Origin of the sequence: Parabacteroides sp. Marseille-P3160, from assembly GCF_900162725.1 — a bacterium.
In the GTDB taxonomy this organism is placed as follows: Bacteria; Bacteroidota; Bacteroidia; order Bacteroidales; family Tannerellaceae; genus Marseille-P3160.
In genome coordinates this window covers 3,717,047-3,736,713 of record NZ_LT799418.1, presented here as the reverse complement: position 1 = coordinate 3,736,713, position 19,667 = coordinate 3,717,047, and the positions used below count along the sequence as shown (strand labels likewise).

11 protein-coding genes are annotated in these 19,667 nt (G+C 40.9%); 9 read left to right on the top strand and 2 right to left on the bottom strand.

From position 1 onward, the window contains the following. The first annotated feature begins 280 nt into the window (after window positions 1-280). The 9 genes from BQ8014_RS15045 to BQ8014_RS15005 all read left to right on the top strand — a co-directional run bounded on the left by BQ8014_RS15045 (window position 281) and on the right by BQ8014_RS15005 (window position 17,538). Window positions 281-3,295 carry a SusC/RagA family TonB-linked outer membrane protein gene (locus BQ8014_RS15045; protein ID WP_080905065.1) on the top strand — a complete coding sequence of 1,005 codons (3,015 nt, stop codon included), beginning with the start codon at window positions 281-283 and terminating at the stop codon, window positions 3,293-3,295. A gap of 12 nt (window positions 3,296-3,307) precedes the next feature. Next, window positions 3,308-5,029, top strand: a complete 1,722-nt coding sequence (locus tag BQ8014_RS15040) for a RagB/SusD family nutrient uptake outer membrane protein (protein ID WP_080905994.1) — start codon at window positions 3,308-3,310, stop codon at window positions 5,027-5,029. Window positions 5,030-5,035: 6 nt separating this feature from the next. Then, window positions 5,036-6,805: a DUF6057 family protein gene (locus BQ8014_RS15035; protein ID WP_080905064.1), complete on the top strand. Its 1,770-nt coding sequence runs from the start codon at window positions 5,036-5,038 to the stop codon at window positions 6,803-6,805. Window positions 6,806-6,812: 7 nt separating this feature from the next. Next, the gene (locus BQ8014_RS15030; RefSeq protein WP_080905063.1) at window positions 6,813-8,282 is read left to right on the top strand and encodes a TolB family protein; all 1,470 of its coding nucleotides are present in this window, start codon (window positions 6,813-6,815) and stop codon (window positions 8,280-8,282) included. 156 nt (window positions 8,283-8,438) lie between these two features. Beyond that, a complete protein-coding gene (locus BQ8014_RS15025; RefSeq protein ID WP_080905062.1) occupies window positions 8,439-8,993 on the top strand; it encodes an RNA polymerase sigma-70 factor in 555 nt (184 codons plus the stop codon). Window positions 8,994-9,073: 80 nt separating this feature from the next. Continuing rightward, window positions 9,074-10,036, top strand: a complete 963-nt coding sequence (locus BQ8014_RS15020; protein WP_080905061.1) for a FecR family protein — start codon at window positions 9,074-9,076, stop codon at window positions 10,034-10,036. 247 nt (window positions 10,037-10,283) lie between these two features. After that, window positions 10,284-13,670, top strand: coding sequence for a TonB-dependent receptor (locus tag BQ8014_RS15015; protein WP_234998059.1), 3,387 nt, complete (start codon window positions 10,284-10,286; stop codon window positions 13,668-13,670). A gap of 18 nt (window positions 13,671-13,688) precedes the next feature. Then, window positions 13,689-15,170, top strand: coding sequence for a RagB/SusD family nutrient uptake outer membrane protein (locus BQ8014_RS15010; protein WP_080905060.1), 1,482 nt, complete (start codon window positions 13,689-13,691; stop codon window positions 15,168-15,170). Window positions 15,171-15,249: 79 nt separating this feature from the next. Next, window positions 15,250-17,538 carry a GH92 family glycosyl hydrolase gene (locus tag BQ8014_RS15005; RefSeq protein WP_080905059.1) on the top strand — a complete coding sequence of 763 codons (2,289 nt, stop codon included), beginning with the start codon at window positions 15,250-15,252 and terminating at the stop codon, window positions 17,536-17,538. A gap of 52 nt (window positions 17,539-17,590) precedes the next feature. On the opposite strand, the gene BQ8014_RS15000 is transcribed toward BQ8014_RS15005, so the two are convergent. Both BQ8014_RS15000 and BQ8014_RS14995 read right to left on the bottom strand, forming a co-directional pair. Continuing rightward, window positions 17,591-18,358: a TIGR03915 family putative DNA repair protein gene (locus BQ8014_RS15000; RefSeq protein WP_080905058.1), complete on the bottom strand. Its 768-nt coding sequence runs from the start codon at window positions 18,356-18,358 to the stop codon at window positions 17,591-17,593. Beyond that, entirely contained in the window at window positions 18,358-19,629 is a 1,272-nt protein-coding gene (locus tag BQ8014_RS14995) for a putative DNA modification/repair radical SAM protein (protein WP_080905992.1), read from the bottom strand. Before BQ8014_RS14995 ends, BQ8014_RS15000 begins: the two co-directional genes overlap by 1 nt. Window positions 19,630-19,667 lie beyond the last annotated feature (38 nt).

Here is a 19,667-nt window from a genome sequence, read left to right as displayed (position 1 = left end):
GCGAAAAGATGAATGCACCCCTTTAAAGGGTGTGTTTTCTTTTTACTTATCTGGAGTTCTTTTTAAGCAATCGAAAAGATGGGTGAAAGAAGATGCACCCTTTGTTATTGTTAAGCTTTGAGATTCATTAGAATATTAGGCGTTTTATCAATTAATCGAAAGGAGGTGGCCAGATAAAATAAGAAGTGAATGAAAAACAGAATATTTTGATAGAACAAATACTATCAATTGAACATTATTAAATGTGTTAAATCTTTACTATACAATAAATCAGCATATTATGAATTTATATCGAAACAAATTATTTTCTAAAGCATCTATTTTCGCTTTAGGAATTTTCTTGTTCTGTTTCAGCGATGTTTTATCGGCTGCCTCTCCAAACGGTGAAATAAATTCCGTGAAAGAGAAACAATCCACTACACAAAAAAAACAGACAATTACAGTTTTCATTACGGATGACCACGGACCTTTGATCGGAGCTAATGTGACGGTAAAAGGTACTACGAATGGGAATGTGACAGACCTGGACGGAAAAGCCATACTCCAAGACGTACAGTCAGGAGCTACATTGGTCGTCTCATACGTAGGTTATATTACACAGGAAATTGTCGTTGGCGATGAGGCATCCTTCACTGTCCAACTAAAGGAAAACGCGGAGACATTAGGGGAGGTTGTTGTGATTGGTTATGGGTCATTGGATAAAAAACAGGTAACCAGTGCAATTACATCCATAAAGGCGGAAGATATGATGGTTGGAGTTGGCGGTTCGGATATCTCGACTGCTTTACAAGGCAAAATCGGCGGTTTGATTATGAGCAATCTGGGGAGTGCGAATGCAGGAACAACTTTTCAATTACGTGGTATGACTTCCATTAATGCTGGTAAAGCGCCCCTGATTGTGATCGACGGTTTTCCCGGCGGCGATATCCGTTCGCTTACGCAAGATGACATCCAATCGATTGATGTATTGAAAGATGCTTCTGCCGGTGCTATTTATGGAACCCGGGCTGCTTCGGGGGTGATTTTAATAACAACGAAGAGCGGTTCGAACACAAATGGAAAAGTTCGAATGACCTATAGTACAGAACTTACAAAAAAACAAAACTATAATGCGCCGGAAATGCTTTCAGGGCGCGAGTATGTAGAACATGGGATTAGTACTGATTACGGTTCGGATGTGGATTGGTGGGATGAATTAATCAATCATGACAATTTCTCCCAGAAACATCATATAGCCTTGGAAATGGGAACGGAAAAGACGCAACTTTATACTTCATTTTTCTATGAAAATAATGAAGGTATTGCCTTGCAGGATGCACGTCAGGACTACGGAGGCCGTTTCAATGCCAGTTTCAAATTGTTGGATGATTGGTTGGAAGTTCGTCCGGGCGTTGATTACCGCCAGGCAGCACGTAATAACCATTTCCCCAATTTCCAACAAGCATTGCGTAACAATCCGACTCGCTCGCCTTATGATCCCGAAAGTGAAACCGGTTACAATGTATGGTTGAATGAATCGCTTGATTATAATGTGGTTGCGGATGCGATGCTAAGTGATTATTACGGGTTAGATAAATGGTTTAAGCCGGAAGTCAATTTAAAATTAAACATAAAACCAATTTCAGGACTTTCATATCAACAGGTTTTCGGTTATGAGAACAGGCAATGGGAGCTTCATACGTATAATTCAAAATACCATCGTGATGAATTGGAAAATTCGCGTAAGGGAAGTGCTTATTTAAATTTCAGTAAAACAGAGAATCTGACGTCGGAAGGATACTTTTCTTATATCAAGGAATTTAACGGAGGACATACTTTGAACGCCGTTGCCGGTTATTCTTATTTTGAAAAGAACGGCGAAGGCTTCAATATGACCAATTATAATTTTGCTGTAGACGGAATTAAATACTGGGATATCGGGAAAGGTTCTTATCTGAGTGATGGAAAGGCTTCTATGGGTTCAAGCAAAGATATTACAGAGCGTTTATTTTCTTTCTTTGGACGTGTCAACTATTCTTATCAGGATAAATATATGTTAGCTGCATCTATACGCCACGAAGGTTCCTCCAAATTTGCCGAAGATAAACGTTGGGCTGATTTCTGGTCTCTTTCAGGAGGTTGGCGTATTTCAAACGAAAATTTCCTGAAAAATGTAGACTGGGTGAATGACCTGAAAGTCCGTTTCGGTTATGGTGTGACGGGAAATAATGATTTTGATGCCTCCTATATGGCCAATATGTTGGGCTCTGATACCTATTGGATGCTTCCTAGCGGCGAATGGGCTTATTCTTACGGAAAAACGCAGAATGTAAATCAAAATTTAGGTTGGGAAGAAAAGAAGGAATGGAACTTAGGACTTGATTATTCTTTCTTTGATAATCGCCTTTATGGAAAATTTGATCTCTTCCGTCGGAAAATAGACAACCTGATTTATAGTGTTAAGGTTTCTCAACCACCTTTTACCCAAAGCACCCAATGGCAGAATATTGGTAGCATGGAAAGCAAAGGTTGGGAATTTGAAATCGGAGGAGATATTATTCGTACCAAAGACTTTACATGGTCGACCAATATGAATTTGAGTCACTATTCAGGTAAAATTCTTACTTTATGGGGGAATAATACATATTATAATGGAAACGGTTTCCCCGCACCGGGCTCTCCGGGTGACGCAGCCCGTATAGAAGAGGGTTCGAAGATCGGTTCATTTTATATCTGGAAATTTGCCGGTTTTGATGAGAACGGAGGTTTTCTGCTCTATAATAAAGATGGAGAAGTAATACCTGCACAAGACAAGACCGAAAATGATAAACAATACATAGGTAATTATACGCCTCAGTTAATAGTCGGATGGAATCATACCCTGACTTATAAAAATTGGGATATGGGAATAAACCTGCGGAGCTGGATTGATTTTGACGTATATAATACTATCAATATGTATTTTGGTATACAAGGACAGGGTAATACAAATGTTCTGAAAGCAGCTTACGGGAAGTTTGATAATATCAAGGGAGAGAAACAAATCTGTGATTATTTTTTGGAAGATGGAACGTTCTTAAAGATTGACGCCATCACCTTGGGTTACACGCAACCGATGAAGAAATATACCAAATTAATTGAAAGCGTCCGTTTGTATGGAACAGTAGGTAATGTTGCTACGATAACAGGATATAGCGGTATGAATCCTGAAGTTAATATTACCGGCTGGGATCAAGGAACAGAAAAATTCTGGGATACAGAACGATTCTATCCGGTGGTTCGTACGTATACGTTGGGCCTTCAGGTTAAATTCTAAATAATTATGGAAATGAAAAAGAATAAACTAATAAATTTGATATTGTCGGGAGTCGCCTGTTTATTTATTGCGACTTCATGTGATGTCGATCCGACATTCTATTCGCAAGTGGTTCCCGATACATTTTATACTTCACAGGATGCCGTATGGGAACGTTTTAACCGACCGTTTACCCATTGGCGTTGGTATGTCGGTTCCAATAGTGACCGTTGGGCGTTACAAGAAATAGGAACAGATGAATTTTGCTTGCCTACGCGTGGTAGCGACTGGTATGATGGAGCTAGGTATCAGAAAGTTCATCATCATGAATATACCGAAGATATGGCTTTTGTTGAGGCCGGATGGTATGGTTTCGCAATGGGAGTTGCCTTGGCATGGGATGCTTTGGAAGATTTAGAGAATGTCGATTTTAATAAATTAGGTTTTGTCGAAGGTACGCAGGAATCCATGCTGAACCAACAAAGAACGTTGGTTGCTTCTCTTTATCTGGATGGTTTGGATCTTTTCGGAGGAGTTCCCCTTTATACGACCACTCAGAGTGAAATAAAAGGGAGATCGACGGACTTAGAGACTTTTAACTTTATAGATTCCTTGTTAGATATAGCTATTCCCAATCTTCCGTTGAAAGAGACATTAGGAGCCATGGAAAACGGAAGTATCAGCCGGGCTACTGGTGCGGCCTTGAAAGCCCGTCTGTATTTCAATGCTAAATCATATATCGGCAAAGAAATGTATACTGAAACCGCTGCAATATGTCAGGATATTATCGATGGAAAGTATGGTAAATATGCATTAGATACGGATTGGACTAATATTTTCGGCTTTAATAATGAAACTTGTCCGGAAATTATTTGGTCGGTTCCAAGTCAGAATGCAAAGCTGGAAACAGATGGTATGTATTGGTCCTGGATGGTTCCATATAATTATAAAAATTACCTGGGAGGATTGGATGATTCCGGTTCTAATAATGGAATTGGTTTGGTTCCAAGTCTGGATCCGACAGGTAAGAAGTATGCCTATAAATTGGGAGGGGCTTATAGCAAATTTAACGATAAAGACATACGTAAACAGCCGTATGTCTATGAAGGCAGCGGAAAATACCGCGGCATGTTTATCGTAGGACAATTAATCAATCCTGATCATCCGGAATGGACGTGTACCGGTAGCCGTGAATACCAAGGCAAGGTATTGACGGTTGTCGATCAGGTTGCTTATTTTGCAAAAGTAGGTTCGTCTCAGTATCCGACATTGGAATCATTGCCTTCAACAGTTGCTACGGCAGAGGAGAATTCATGTGTTCGTGTAACCAAGCGTAGTCCGCGTCCGAATCAGGATGAAAAAAACCGCAAATTCGATCCGGACGTACCTATCATACGTTTAGCCGAAATTTATTACATGTTAGCTGAATGTAAAATGCGCGCTGGGGATAAAGACGGAGCTGCTGCATTGATTAATACGGTTCGTAAGCGTTATTTTACCAATGGTGCAGATCCCGATCCTGTAACGGCAGCCAATCTGGATAAATATAGGATGCTTGACGAATGGCAGTTAGAGTTTCTGGCAGAAGGACGCCGCCGGACGGATTTGGTACGCTGGGACGCTTATGTAACAGAAGATTGGTGGGATCACAAAGCTACTAATGATAAGAACCTTAATCGATTCCCCGTTCACTACAGTATTATTGGAGCTAATAACCTATTGGAACAAAATCCGGGTTATGGATCTAACAAGTGATAATGTATGAACTGGAAAGCAATTTCTATTTGGACAGCCCTCTTTGTGGGGCTGTCTTTTTTCTTTTTTTCTTTTGCGACGTTCCTTTTTGCACAGCAAGAAGAAATGCAGTTGTTTATTCCCGAATGGAGTAATCTTCAGAGTCTATTATTCCGTCCCGGAGGACTTTGTCATGTTGCCGGTTTGTTTTGCGTACAATTTTATCAGAATTTTGTTTTTGCTTCGCTATTTAATTCTTTATTACTGACAGGCATCGCTTACTTTACCTATCAGCTATTACAGCAGATAGCTCGAAGAGGGTATAATTTTCTATTGTTTCTTTTTGTAGTTCCTTTTTTATTTCATTTTCATACGCAATGGGCCTATGTAGTTGATGGGACGATCGGATTGTTTTTTATGCTGCTTCTTTTATACCTATCTGTTTTTATAGATGCAAAGCAGATTACGTACGGAATTCTTAGCACGATCTTTATCTATCTTTTGGCTGGTCAACTGACCGTTTTGTATGCTCTGTTATATGTAATATTTAATTGGATCCGCTATAAAAAGACATCAATTTGGCTTTGCCTGATTGTTCTAATCGCTGTGGCCCTTTCTTATGCAGATGTTCGTTATTTTCTTGCCCTTCCTTTGACTTACGGTTTATACGGCGAATCTTATCATGAAACAGAATTACAGCCAGATTCCTATATGTATTATGTTTGGATACGTTTTAGTATCCTCTTGTTTCTTCTTTTGGTGATCTCCTGTTTGTTGGGAAGGATCGATTGGAAAGGGAAAGTAAAGAGAATATTGATTTTTTCTCTTATGTCGGTTCTGTTATTTTTATTTACCGGGGCGTGTCTACCCCGTATGGAGGATGTCCAAAATCGCATGGGTGACCAACTGGCTTATTGGTCGCGTCAACATAACTGGGATGCTATAATCGGCATGCATTATGGGAAAAAAATACCATTTGTCCTTAATCGTAACTATTTAAATTTTGCATTAGCCCAAAAGGGGGTGTTGGCTAATCGCCTGTTTTTTTTCGATCAATATGGTCCTCAGGGATTACTGGCTCCTTATAATCGCACCTACCGGATGAGCTTATTGCTTAGTGATATCCATTTCCTTACCGGTGACATTAGTACTTCGGAAAGTTATGCTATGGAAGCGCTTACGTTAGCGCGTCGCGGGGGAAGTCCGCGTGCACTTCAACGTTTGGTCCAGATAAATCTTCTGAAAGGTGAATGGAATCTTGTCGAAAAGTATTTATCAATTCTAAGCCGGATGCCGAATTATAGAGATTGGGCGGTACATTATCATTCTTTTATGCGCCGGCCCGATAAAATCGCGGCGGAGCCGGAATTCATGGGGAAACAGATTGGAGATTATTCTTCAGACAAACTACTTTCTCAAATCGATCTGACCGATCTCTGGACCATACATTCCGATACGGCTGAAATAGTCAATCGTACATCCCTTGAATACCTTGGTTGTTCTTACCTTTTAGCAAAAAAAATGAATCTTTTTAAGGCACTTTACCTGCGTATCAAGGATGATCCGATCTGGAAGCCGCTTCCTTTGCATTTTCAGGAAGCCGTATTGATCCTGTCAGACGAGGATCCATCCCTCTCTAATGAAGGTATTGATGAAACAGTCAGAAGACGTTATGAGGCATATAAACAGGCAAGTAAGCAAGCTCTGCAATTCTCTGACGGCCTTTCCATGCTCTATCAGCAATATGGGAACTCCTTTTGGTTTTATTATCAATATAAAAATATGAAAAATAAATAATTTACTTATGAATCGTCTGTTATTGATTTACTCTTCCATCTTATTTTGTTTGTTATCTTGCCGGGAAGGGCTTCCCAAATCTTCTTTGGTGGATGAACAGCCTGTCATATTCCCGGATTATATTGAAGTAACCATTCCACCCAACATAGCTCCGCTTAACTTTAAAATAGAGAAATCCCTCCCTGCATTTGCTCTTTTTCAATGGGCGGAAAAGACTTTCAGGGTAGATGCTTCCAATGGTTCGTTTGATATCCCTGTAAGGGATTGGAAAAAGTTATTGCAAAACGCTACCGGCGATTCGATACGGGTGATTATTTATATGAATGAATCGGGGAAATGGTTTCAATATAAACCATTCTCTATCTATGTGGCGACCCAATCAATCGATCCGTGGTTGGCGTATCGCCGCATTGCACCTGGTTATCGTATGTGGGGGCAGATGGGGATTTATCAACGCTGTTTGGAAAATTTTACAGAAAAGACGATTTTAAATAATAAACTGACTGATGACGGTTGTATGAATTGCCATTCCTTTTGCATGCAGGATCCCGAACGGATGTTATTTCACCAGCGTTCTTCTTTCAGTGGCACCTATTTTGTCATGAATGGCGAAATAAAACGATTATCCCCGCAATTCAAGGGAGGAGGAAAGATTCCAACGCTCGTCTATCCTTTCTGGCATCCTTCAGGGCGCTATGTGGTTTTTTCTACAAATGATACGCATCAGGATTTTCATCTTACTGATCCGAACCGCATTGAAGTCTTTGATGATAGTTCCGATGTCATTCTTTATGATGTAAAAAAGAATGAGTTGTTTTCTACTCCATTGCTTTGTTCTAAAGAAAATCTGGAAACTTTCCCGACCTTCTCACCCGATGGTAAGCGGCTCTTTTTTTGTTCCGCTTCGTCTACTTCTATGCCGGATCATTACCGTGAAATGAAATATAATCTTGTTAGCCTTGCGTTCGATCCGGATACCCGTTTGTTCGGCACAGAAGTCGACACGCTTTATAACGCAATCAGCGAAGGCCGTAGCGCTAAATTTCCCCGAATTTCTCCCGATGGGAAGTATCTTATGTATACCTTGTCGGATTATGGGAATTTCTCCATCTGGCATAAAGACGCTGACCTGAAGCTACTCGATTTACAAACCTTCGTGGTGGATTCTCTTCCAAATGCCAATAGTGAAAACGTAGAGAGTTATCATTCTTGGAGTAGCAATAGCCATTGGTTTGTATTTAGCAGCCGTCGTATAGATGGTTTGTATACCCGTCCCTATCTTTGTTATTTGGATGAAAAGGGGAAAGCGGCCAAAGCCTTCCTGCTCCCACAGAAGGATCCGGATTATTATGTCTACTCTCTTTTTTCCTTCAATATCCCCGAGTTAATACGAAATGAAGTAAAAATAGAGACGTACGATCTGGTGAGATATATGAGGAAGAGGGTAGGAAAAGAGAATACATCCACCCTTCATTAATTGGAGTTTCATAGGTAGATTGAGCCTGCTTGCTTTATTAAAATTGATTTGGCTGGATATATTTTTAATGAATCGTGAAAGAATGTTATATTTGTTCGCGGAATAAAAGCCTGTTTGAACAGGCTCTTCTAAGTATAAACATTCTTTCATTTTATAATGTCAGACGATAAGTCTTTAATATTAGCTTTAAATCGGGGCGATTCCAACGCCTTTACGCTCCTGTATAAAAAATATTGGAGACAGGTTTACAACTTTACCAAGCTATATATTACCAATAAGAATGTTGCGGAAGAGATTGTTCAGGAGGTCTTTATAAAGATATGGGATTCGAAAGAAATAATCAGGGAAGACGAAAATTTCAGGGGACTTCTTTTTATTGTGACACGTAATTTCATCTTTAATATCTATCGGAAAAACGTTAATGAAGATCTCTATAAGCTGACAGTCCTATCTGCGATCGAGGAATCGTATAATCCGGAAGAAGAATGGGATGCGGAAGATTTGAAGAAGTATATTGACTTGTTAATCGAGCAATTACCATTGCAACGCCGTTTAATTTTTAATTTAAGCCGTAGAGAATACAAAACTTATCGAGAAATTGCCGAACAAATGAATATTTCGGAAAAAACGGTAGAGAACCAAATCCATGAGGCTCTTAAATATCTCCGGCAGAATATTCTGCTTTTTATCCTATTTCTGATGGGAAACTAATTATTTTTTTGTTTTTATTCTTTTTGAATAGGGGATGTCTGTCGCCGGCGTGTATTTATATATAGAAGCGCCAAGATAGAATGATTCATAAAGAAAAAATAAAGAAACTGCTTTCCGATGAATTGACGGAAGAAGAACAAAAGGAACTCTTTCAATCAGAGGAGGTAACCCACAGGCTTCAATCCCAATGGGAAAGTACATCCTTCGCAACAAAATCCGATTTGACGGCGGGGGATAATATTTGGTATCGCATAAAAAAGAATACTTTCGGGAAAAAGAGAGAAAGCCGCCAAATGCGATTCTATAAGACCTATGCCGTTGCCGCTTCTTTTTTACTACTTTTCGGTTTATGTACCGTACTCTATTTAGGCTTATCTAAAGGAGGAAATGAAATATATATAGTCCGTTCCGGCATTCGTAGCATCGACACCTTCACGCTTTCGGATGGTACGACCGTTAATTTGGGAGCTAACAGCAAGCTGACCTATCCGGCGGATTTTAAAGGGAAGAGTAGGGAAGTACGCCTGGAAGGGCAAGGCTTTTTTAATGTACAAAAAAACGCGGAGAATCCGTTTATCGTACGGACTTCCCAGATAAACGTAACCGTTTTGGGAACAGAGTTTGAAGTGTTTAATTACGAGAATAATCCGGAAGCCGAAATTATCCTTGTGGATGGGCGCGTATCCGTTTCTTTTCCTGAAGAAGAGAATTCGCGAGTGTTATCCCTTTCCCCGAATGAGAAGATAAGTTATAATAAACGGGAACAATCAGTTAAGTTTGAAAAGGTAAATGCAGATAAATATACAACTTGGCGCAATGGTAATGTGTTGAGTTTTGAAAATGAGAAACTATCCATGATCATTCCCCGTCTGGAGAAATGGTATAATTATAAAATAAACTGTCCCGAAAGAATTCTCAATCATTACCGGTTTACGTTTAAAGTAGGAAGCGAATCGCTAGAGCGGATCTTATTCATTATGTCAAAAAGCGCTCCACTCAAATATCGGGAGAAAGACGATGGAAGTTATGAAATTTATCTTTAAAAAAATTAGTTAACCTGTTAAATTGAAATGCCTATGAAAGTCGAAGTCAAAATGCTTTAGCGATTTTTTTACAAAAAAGTTGGAGGACAGGGTCCCCCAACTCATCTTTAGTTTCTAAATAATAAGCAGTAATCGGAGTGCGAAACCATCTACTGCTGCAACTAATTAAAAACATGGTAAATATATGAAAAAAACACTAGGAAAAGACTATTATGTTTTCTCATTTCGTAGTAAAATAATTCGGATTATGAAGATTACGTTAATGTTAGCCTTATTTGCTATCTGTAGTGTAGCGGCTACGAGCTATGCTCAGAATCATAAACTGACGATGAAGAAAAACAGTGTCCGTATGGCTGATGCATTGAAAGAGATAGAAAAAAGCAGTGAGTTTACTTTTTTCTTTAATGATAATCAGGTGGATGCGGAAAGGAAAGTGAATATTGAGGCAGAAAATGCATCAATAAATGAAGTCTTGGATCAAATTTTTAAAGGGACCGATTATACATATCAGATTATTGATCGGCAGATCCTTGTCCGGACAAAGAAACTTTCGGAGAAAGCTGTTGTCCAGCAACAGAAAAATCTTGTAAAAGGAGTTGTGCAAGATTCTAATGGAGAACCTATTATCGGAGCTAATGTTGTCGTTAAAGGGACAAATAAAGGTACGATGACAGATCTTAATGGTGAATTTTCATTGGAAGCGCCGGAAGGTGCTACGTTACAAATCTCTTATATCGGTTATTTACCCAAAGAAATACCTGTAAAAGACCAAAGTGCTATAAACGTAGCTTTGGATGAGGATACACAAGCGTTGGAAGAAGTTGTTATAATCGGATATGGTACCGTTCGGAAAAAAGACCTGACAGGTTCTGTCTCTCAACTTTCAGCCAACACGATGAAGGATTTGAAAGTCTCTCATCCAACGCAAGCGATGGCCGGCCAAATGTCGGGGGTACAAGTACAACAAGTTGCAGGTACTCCGGGACAAGCGGCTACCCTACGCGTTCGGGGAGCAGGATCTATTTCTGCCTCTAGTTCGCCCTTATACGTTGTAGATGGCTATCCATTAGGAGAACAAAATCTTAACTCTATAAATCCCAGCGATATTGAATCTATCGAGGTGTTAAAAGATGCTTCCGCAGCAGCTATTTATGGTTCACGTGCAGCAAATGGAGTGGTTTTGGTTACTACTAAATCGGGAAAAGCAGGAAAAGTGACCATTAATTTGGATGCATATTACGGTTTTCAGAATGTAACCAAAAAGATGGACATGTTGGATGCCCAAGAGTTCGCAATGATTAGTAAAGAAGCCTTTAATAATCATTATTTGGATGTATATCCAAATGGAGACATAACGACTCCTTTAAGTTCACGTCCTTCAGGGAATAGATTTAGGTATCCGGCTATTTTTGATGATGAACAAGCGATGGCTGCTATCGGCAAGGGGACCGATTGGCAGGATGAAATATTCAGAACTGCTCCGATCCAAAATTATCAGTTAACGGTTTCAGGTGGAGACCAAAAAACAAAATATATGTTTTCGGCCGGATATTATCAACAGGATGGCATTATCATAGGAAGTGATTATGATCGATTTTCCGCCCGTGCAAAGGTTGATAGTGAATTTAACAGCTGGTTGAAAGTCGGAGTAAATTTGGCTCCTACTTATATGAAGGCCCATACTATAACTACAGGACACTGGGCTTCAGATGGCGTTGTTAATGCGGCATTAGCAACCTCTTCCATTGTACCGGTACGAAATGAAGATGGTTCATGGGGCTCACAAGCGGCATATGCCGTAGCTAGTGATGGTTTGACTGGTGTAACGAATGCTGTGGCAAATGCTTTGGACATAGAGAACAGAAATACTAATTTCAGGTTTTTCGGGAATTTGTATGCCGAGCTTTCATTGATGAAGAATCTGAAATTCAAGACTACGATTGGTACGGATGTTATGGAATATCGATATTACAATTTCCGACCATCGAATGTTCCTGGAAATGGACAGGTAGCTCCCCTGCCTTCATCGTCAAGAAGTGGAAAAGCAGAGACAAAAGAAACTATCAATTGGTTGAATGAAAATACGATAAGCTATAATGAAGTTTTTGGGCTTCATGAGATAGATGCAGTAGCGGGTTTCACGATCCAGAAAAACACTTATAACTATAATATAGCTTCCGGTACGGATTTCCCTGATGATATTATTCGTACTATAAGTAATGCAAAGGTGAAGACAGGATCTTCTTCAGTTTCAGAATGGGCGTTGATCTCTTATTTAGGTCGTATCAACTATCGCTATAACAGCCGTTATTATTTAACCGCATCTATTCGGGCGGATGGTTCGTCTCGTTTTGGGAAAAATAACCGTTATGGCTATTTTCCCTCGGGTTCTGTGGCATGGCGTTTATCTCAAGAGGACTTTTTGAAAGATCTTTCATGGCTTAGCGATTTGAAAATAAAGGCTAGTTTTGGTTTGACGGGAACAAACGGAATTTCCGACTATGCCGCTATCGGGACAATGAATATTCAGAATTATGTTTTTGGATCAGGCGCCGGGAATGTTGTAGGAGGTGCTGCCCAAAAAAGTTTTTCCAATGATGATTTGACCTGGGAAAAATCAAAGCAGTTTGATCTCGGATTGGAGTTTAGTTTATTCAATAGCCGTATTTCGATGACACTGGATGCTTATAAAAGAAATACGACAGACTTATTGCTAAGTGTCGATATTCCCACAATAACCGGATTTGCTAATGCTTGGCAAAATATAGGAGAAATGGAAAACAAGGGACTTGAACTCGGAATAAACACTGTCAACATCACCAGCAAGGATTTATATTGGAATACAAACTTTAATTTCTCATTAAACCGTAATAAAGTTTTAAAATTAGGTCCGACCGGAGATCCGATACAGAGTGACGGAGGTGCAGGAACTACGCATATAACCATGATTGGAAAACCGATAGGTAGTTTTTACGGTTATAAACAGATCGGAGTTTATATGAATAAAGCCGATTTGGATAATAGTCCTAGAATGTCCGATTCCCATGTAGGAGATGTGAAATTCGCTGATATTGATGGAAATGGAAGTATTGATGCTTATGACCGGACTATTATTGGCAATAACATGCCTGATTTTACGTGGGGTATGAATAATCAAGTAACATACAGGAATTTTGATCTTAGCGTGATGCTGCAAGGTGTTCATGGCAATGAAGTCCTGCATTTAGGGAAACGTTTCTATACTCAGTTAGAGGGAAACCAGAATCAGATGAAAGACGTATTAAACAGATGGCAGTCTGAAAGTAATCCCGGAGACGGTTGGACCCCTCGTGCAAATTCTTTAACGACAGGGCAGAACAATGCGGTATCATCTCGTTGGGTTGAAGACGGATCATTTATTCGAATTAATAATCTAACGCTGGGATGGTCACTGCCCAAACAATTTGCGCGATTGTGTTCCATGCAGAATGCACGTTTATATATCTCTATTCAGAATTTGGCTACTTTTTCCGATTATAGCGGTTATAGTCCTGAGACAAGCTTTAAAGAAGATGATGTCAATGCCCCGGGTACAGATTACGGAATGTACCCTTTGGCTCGCACTTATACGTTTGGAGTAAATGTTACATTTTAAACTTTGATCTTATATATTATGAAAAATAAGAATAAAATATTTTTATTGGCTTTTAGCCTATCCCTTTTTTCATGTAATGATTTTTTAGAGTTGAATCCTAAAACGGAACTCTCGGTAGGAGATTATTATAAAACGGGAGAACAATTAACGACTGCAGTGAACGGTGCTTATTCTTCACTTCAAGAATCGAATTTATATGGGAACTGGTATGTTTTTGCAGAAATACCATCAGATAATACACGTAACCAGCTATCAGGTTCGGTCACTGATCAGGATGAATTTGATAAGTTTTATATACGTACTACCAATCCCTACCTCGCTAATTTTTGGAATACAAGTTATAATGCGATTAATCGTATAAATACTATTTTAGAGAGTATCGACGGCGTAAGTATGGATGATTCCTTACGTGAAAGATACAAATTAGAAGCAAAATTTCTACGTGGGTTGATGTATTTCAATTTAGTCCGCGTCTATGGGGATGTGTCTCTGGTCTTAAAAAAGATTTCGATTTCAGAATCATATGATATTCTTCGGGAACCTAAGGAGAATGTATATAATCAAATTATTACTGACCTAAAGGATGCTGCGGGATTACCCGCCAGCTATGCTTCGGACTCTGATATCGGTAGAGCGACTTCTGGTGCAGCAAAAGCCTTATTGGGTAAAGTTTATCTGACTTTGAATAACTATTCCGAAGCGGAAAAGATTTTGGCGGAAGTTATAAATAGCGGTACTTACTCCTTGCTGGAAAATACGGCAGGCTCTCTTAATATCGATGGATATGCCAATGTCTTCGATGCGGATAATCACAACAATAAAGAATCTGTTTTTGAGGTACAATATAAAAAAGGAGGATATGGGGAAGGCAGTAATTTTGCAAATAATTTTGCGCCGGAAAATTCTGGGACAAATGTTATTTCTGTGGGTTCGCCAGGCGGTAATAATATTCCGGAAATGGATATATATAATGCATATCAAGAAGGAGACTTGCGTCGGGATTTTTCAATGTCATTAGGATATCATGACTCCCGTTCCGGCGGAACATGGGTTGAGTCTCGATATATCTGTAAGTATTTTGATGTTCCTTATCAAAATGGGGATGCAAATAATAATTTCCCGGTGATTAGGTTTGCAGATGTTGTGTTGATGTATGCTGAAGCACTAAATCAGAACGGAAAGACGGCAGAAGCTTGTAATTACCTGAACAAGGTGCGTCGCAGGGGATTTGGATATCAGACAACGGAGATTTCACCTGTTGATGTTCATACGACAGATAAGGATGTGTTCTTTTTGGCAGTTGAAGCGGAACGTCGTGTAGAATTAGCCTTTGAAGGACATCGTTGGTTTGATTTGATCAGAACAGGACGTGCAGTTGAGGTGATGACAGCAAAAGGTTTTAAACTGAATTCGACCAATATACTTGTACCTATTCCCCAGAAGCAAATTGATGTGAATCCTAAACTACAACAGAACGATTATCAGATATCACCTAAATAGTAATACAAATAAAAAGAAGAACGTAAGTTTTGTACGTTCTTCTTTTTTATCTTTCGGAGAATTATAATTTAATACCGTTATGAAACAGAGCTTGATTATCATTTTCTTCTTATTATTTGTGAGTTGTGGCGAAAAGATCTTCAATTATGAGCAATATGTGAATCCTCTAATCGGAACAGACATTCGGATTGTTGAAGGGAAAGATAAAAAATCGACGGAAGAACGAGGACAGAATATGCCGGCAGTTGGTGTTCCTCATGGAATGACTGGCTGGGTGGCTCAAACACAGGCTACGGAGCAAAAGTGTCATCCCCCGTATTATTATTTCCAGCATTCTATACAAGGGTTTCGTGCCAGTCATTGGATGAATGGATCTTGTACGCAGGACTATGGGAGTGTAACGATTATGCCTGTTGCAGGAGAACTAAAGGTGGCTGCGGAGTATAGGGCTTCCTCTTTCAATCATGAGAAAGAGCAGGCATCTCCTTCCTATTATAGTGTATTTCTAAACGATTATAGTATTAAGGCAGAGATAACAGGATTATCTCATGCAGGAATTATGCGCTTTGATTTTCAGAACGATGGAGCCCATTATATTGTTATTGAACCGAATAGTGATGAAGGAGAAGCCTTTGTAGAAATTAATCCGGAAAAAGGAGAGATTACCGGTTATAATCCTGTACATCGGATTTACCAAGGATATGGACAGCCCGCCGGCTTTAACGGATACTTTGTAGTAAAAATGGATCAGGCTATTGGTGAATACGGCGTATGGAACAGAGATTCCGTTTTGACCGGAATAAAGCAGATGCAAGGGATGAATACGAATGTGGGGGCATGGGTGAAGTTGAATTCCCCAAATTCAGGAAAAACCCAGGTGAAAGTCGGTACATCATTTACCAGTATCGATAATGCCCGGAAGAACTTAGAAATGGAAATTCCTGGTTGGGACTTTGACATTATACGGAATTCTTCTTCTAAAGCATGGAATAATGCGTTGGGGAAAATCAAAGTAAAAGGGAAAGACGAGGAGGCTAAAGTGAAATTTTATACAGCATTGTATAACACACATTTTCTACCTCGTACATTCAGTGATTTGGATGGTTCTTATCCCCGTTTTGATTCAGGCAAAGAGATTATGAAAGCGAATGGATTTACCTATTATTGTGATTTCTCCATGTGGGATACTTATCGGGCCGTTCATCCACTTTTCACTATCCTGGATCCTGTGAAAGACGGAGATATGGCGCATTCTTTAGTTTTGAAAGGACAACAGGGCGGCTGGTTGCCTATCTTTCCTGCGTGGAACAGTTATACGGCTGCAATGATTGGAGACCATTGCACGGCAATGCTTGGAGATGCGATTCTGAAAGATATTCCCGGTTTTAATTATGAAGAGGCTTATGCATTGATGCGTAAGAATGCATTTGAAATAAATGCGGATGAAGTTAGTTATCGGGATGGCAAAGGGAGGAGAGCTTTGGAGTCTTATCTCCAATACAATTATATCCCGCTGGAGGATGAAGTTTTGGACGCTTTTCACAAAAGGGAACAGGTCTCCCGTACGCTGGAATATGCTTATGATGATTTTGTGTTGTCCCAAGTAGCGAAGAAGTTAGGTAAACATTATGATTATGAAACGTTGATTAAACGGGGCGGTAATTATAAAAATGTAATCGATCCTGCGATAGGATATGCCAGAGGACGTTTTGCTAATGGCAATTGGATTGAACCTTTCAATCCCAACCTATTTGTTTCGTATATTTGTGAGGGAACACCCTATCATTATACATGGTATGTACCTCAGGATATTGCGGGTTTGATAGAGCAAACAGGTGGAAAAGATTTATTTACGCAACGATTGGATACATTTTTTCAAAACGGTTATTACTGGCATGGAAACGAACCTTGTCATCATATACCCTATTTGTTTGCTTATGTGGGTGAACCTTGGAAAACGCAAGCCTGGGTGCATAAAATTATTGAGAGGGAATATTTTAATACTCCGGACGGATTGTCAGGAAATGATGACGCCGGGCAAATGTCGGCTTGGTTAGTTTTTAGTATGATTGGATTTTATCCGGTATGCCCGGGTATGCCTTATTATGTGATCGGAAGTCCGAGTTTTGAAGAGGCAAGAATTTCTCTGGAAAACGGAAAAACCTTTACTATCCAGGCCGTTGGGCTCTCAAAAGAGAACATATACATTCAATCGGCAAAATTAAACGGTAAAGGATATGCTAAAAGTTACCTTTTGCATAGTGACATTATGCAGGGAGGCGTCCTGTCTTTTGTGATGGGGAAAACGCCAAATAAAGAATGGGCTTCTTCCTCAATTTCCATTCCTCCTTCATTAGGACGTTTATGAGGTCAAATTATTGAAAGTAGTACAGCCAAATTACTGAATTTGAGGTAAAGGTTTATTCCTGTTTTTCGGTCAGATATTTCCAGAAACGTTTGGGCATGTGCTGGCGGTGGAGGCGGGGATTGAGGCGTTCTTTGATGGTGATCGATTGGAAATATCCTTTCCAAAGATCCTGGAATAGCTTCTCATCGGCCGCCATCTGCGATTCATCCAGTTTTCCATCCGACAGATGTTCATCGTCGGAGATCGTGATTTCTTCCACTGTTTGCAAATCGTAGTAATACCCGTATTGCCGTTTAGCATCGTAGAGTACCCATTTTTGATCGGCAAACCGGTCTTTAAAGTGGGCGATGACCAAAGGGAGTGCATTATATATAGGTGAGACGGGGGCGAAGAAAAGTCCGTCCGATGTCTTCTGGAAACGGACGAACTGCTTGAGGTATAACTCTTCATGGGATACCTTTTGGGCTAGTTGCTGCATCTCCAGCACGTCCGGATCTCCGAAGTTTAGTTGGTAGGGGGCATCGGGATTCGCAAAAAGTTTGCAAAGATAGCGGAAAAGGAGATCCGGAGCTTCCGGCTGTTCCGATAGCCAGACGTAGGCGAGCATATTGCATCCCTCCCGGGAAACCTTCTTCTCCAATGCTGTCCACACACGGGCGCATTTCATCTCCTCCGTCACGATGGTATAGTGCGCCGACATGAACAACGGAGGAATTTCACCAGTCGCCACCAACTTCTCCGGGAATTCTTTCCGGCTATAAGCCTCGAAGACTGCCGTGAGCAGTCCCTGGAATGTCTTGTCGTAGAAAAATACCAGCATCAGGGATCCGTGAATAAGAGGCTTAACTGCCGGTCGTCTTCATTTTTTGCCTTTGTTTTCCTTGCGATCAGTTGCTGCCGGATATATTCGGGGCCGGCTTCATGGATCGTATGCATCGGGAGTTCGTTGCAGGTAATGAAATATTGCGCCTTCTTCATTACGATCCCCATTTTCTTTAGCTGGCTTGCCGTCAGCCGGCCGAAACGCCGGGAAGCGATAATAAGTTTGGCGGAGCGCACGCCGATGCCAGGTACACGCAGGATCAGTGAATAGTCCGCTTTCTGCAAGTCGACGGGGAAGGCTTCCGGATGGCGAAGGGCCCATGCCAGCTTCGGATCGATCTCCAGGTCGAGATTGGGAGAGGTTTCGTCGACAATCTCGTCTGCCCGGAATTCATAAAAACGCATGAGCCAGTCGGCTTGGTACAGGCGATTCTCGCGCACCAGCGGAGGTTGTTTCAACGCCGGAAGCCGGTTGTCGTAGCTGTTGACGGGAATGAATCCGGAATAATAAACGCGTTTCATGCTTGGACGGCGGTAGAGTGCCGAGGAGATCCGGAGGATGTCCTTGTCAGTCTCTTGTGTGGCGCCGACAATCATCTGCGTACTCTGCCCGGCCGGAACGAACCGCGGGGCGGAGCGGAATTTACGGCGGTCTTCCAAGCTTTGCATCATGCCTTGCTGGATATAGGACATCGGCTGAAAAACGCTGAGGTGATTCTTCTCCGGCGCAAGAAGTTTCAGATTCTCTTCCGTCGGTATTTCGAGGTTGACGCTCATCCGGTCGGCATAAAGGCCGGCCTCGTTCACCAGTTCCCGGCTGGCCCCGGGGATGCTTTTCAGATGGATGTAACCGTTGAAGCGGTGGATCGTCCGCAGATCCTTCGCCACCCGTACCAGACGCTCCATCGTGTAATCCGGATTCCGGACGATCCCGGAACTGAGGAAAAGACCTTCGATATAATTGCGCCGGTAGAATTCGATGGTCAGCTCCACGAGCTCCTTTACGCTGAAAGTGGCCCGCCGGATATCGTTGCTTCGCCGGTTGATGCAATAAGCGCAGTCGTAGATGCAATAGTTCGTGAGCATGATCTTCAGCAGGGAAACGCATCGCCCGTCCTCCGTAAAACTATGGCAAATTCCCATTCCGCCGACCGTATTTCCCAATCCCCCCGGCTGGTTTTTACGGACGGTCCCACTGGAGGCGCATGAGACATCATATTTCGCCGACTCTGCCAGTGTCTTTAACTTATCTAAGACCGACTCATCCATTCTTGATACAAAGAAAATTATTTCTCCCGAAAATCCGG

Bases quoted from the DNA above. Each gene is read 5' to 3' on its own strand.
- BQ8014_RS15045 (WP_080905065.1), top strand. From the start codon at position 281: ATGAATTTATATCGAAACAAATTATTTTCTAAAGCATCTATTTTCGCT.
- BQ8014_RS15040 (WP_080905994.1), top strand. From the start codon at position 3,308: ATGAAAAAGAATAAACTAATAAATTTGATATTGTCGGGAGTCGCCTGT.
- BQ8014_RS15035 (WP_080905064.1), top strand. From the start codon at position 5,036: ATGAACTGGAAAGCAATTTCTATTTGGACAGCCCTCTTTGTGGGGCTG.
- BQ8014_RS15030 (WP_080905063.1), top strand. From the start codon at position 6,813: ATGAATCGTCTGTTATTGATTTACTCTTCCATCTTATTTTGTTTGTTA.
- BQ8014_RS15025 (WP_080905062.1), top strand. From the start codon at position 8,439: ATGTCAGACGATAAGTCTTTAATATTAGCTTTAAATCGGGGCGATTCC.
- BQ8014_RS15020 (WP_080905061.1), top strand. From the start codon at position 9,074: ATGATTCATAAAGAAAAAATAAAGAAACTGCTTTCCGATGAATTGACG.
- BQ8014_RS15015 (WP_234998059.1), top strand. From the start codon at position 10,284: ATGAAGATTACGTTAATGTTAGCCTTATTTGCTATCTGTAGTGTAGCG.
- BQ8014_RS15010 (WP_080905060.1), top strand. From the start codon at position 13,689: ATGAAAAATAAGAATAAAATATTTTTATTGGCTTTTAGCCTATCCCTT.
- BQ8014_RS15005 (WP_080905059.1), top strand. From the start codon at position 15,250: ATGAAACAGAGCTTGATTATCATTTTCTTCTTATTATTTGTGAGTTGT.
- BQ8014_RS15000 (WP_080905058.1), bottom strand. From the start codon at position 18,358: ATGCTGGTATTTTTCTACGACAAGACATTCCAGGGACTGCTCACGGCA.
- BQ8014_RS14995 (WP_080905992.1), bottom strand. From the start codon at position 19,629: ATGGATGAGTCGGTCTTAGATAAGTTAAAGACACTGGCAGAGTCGGCG.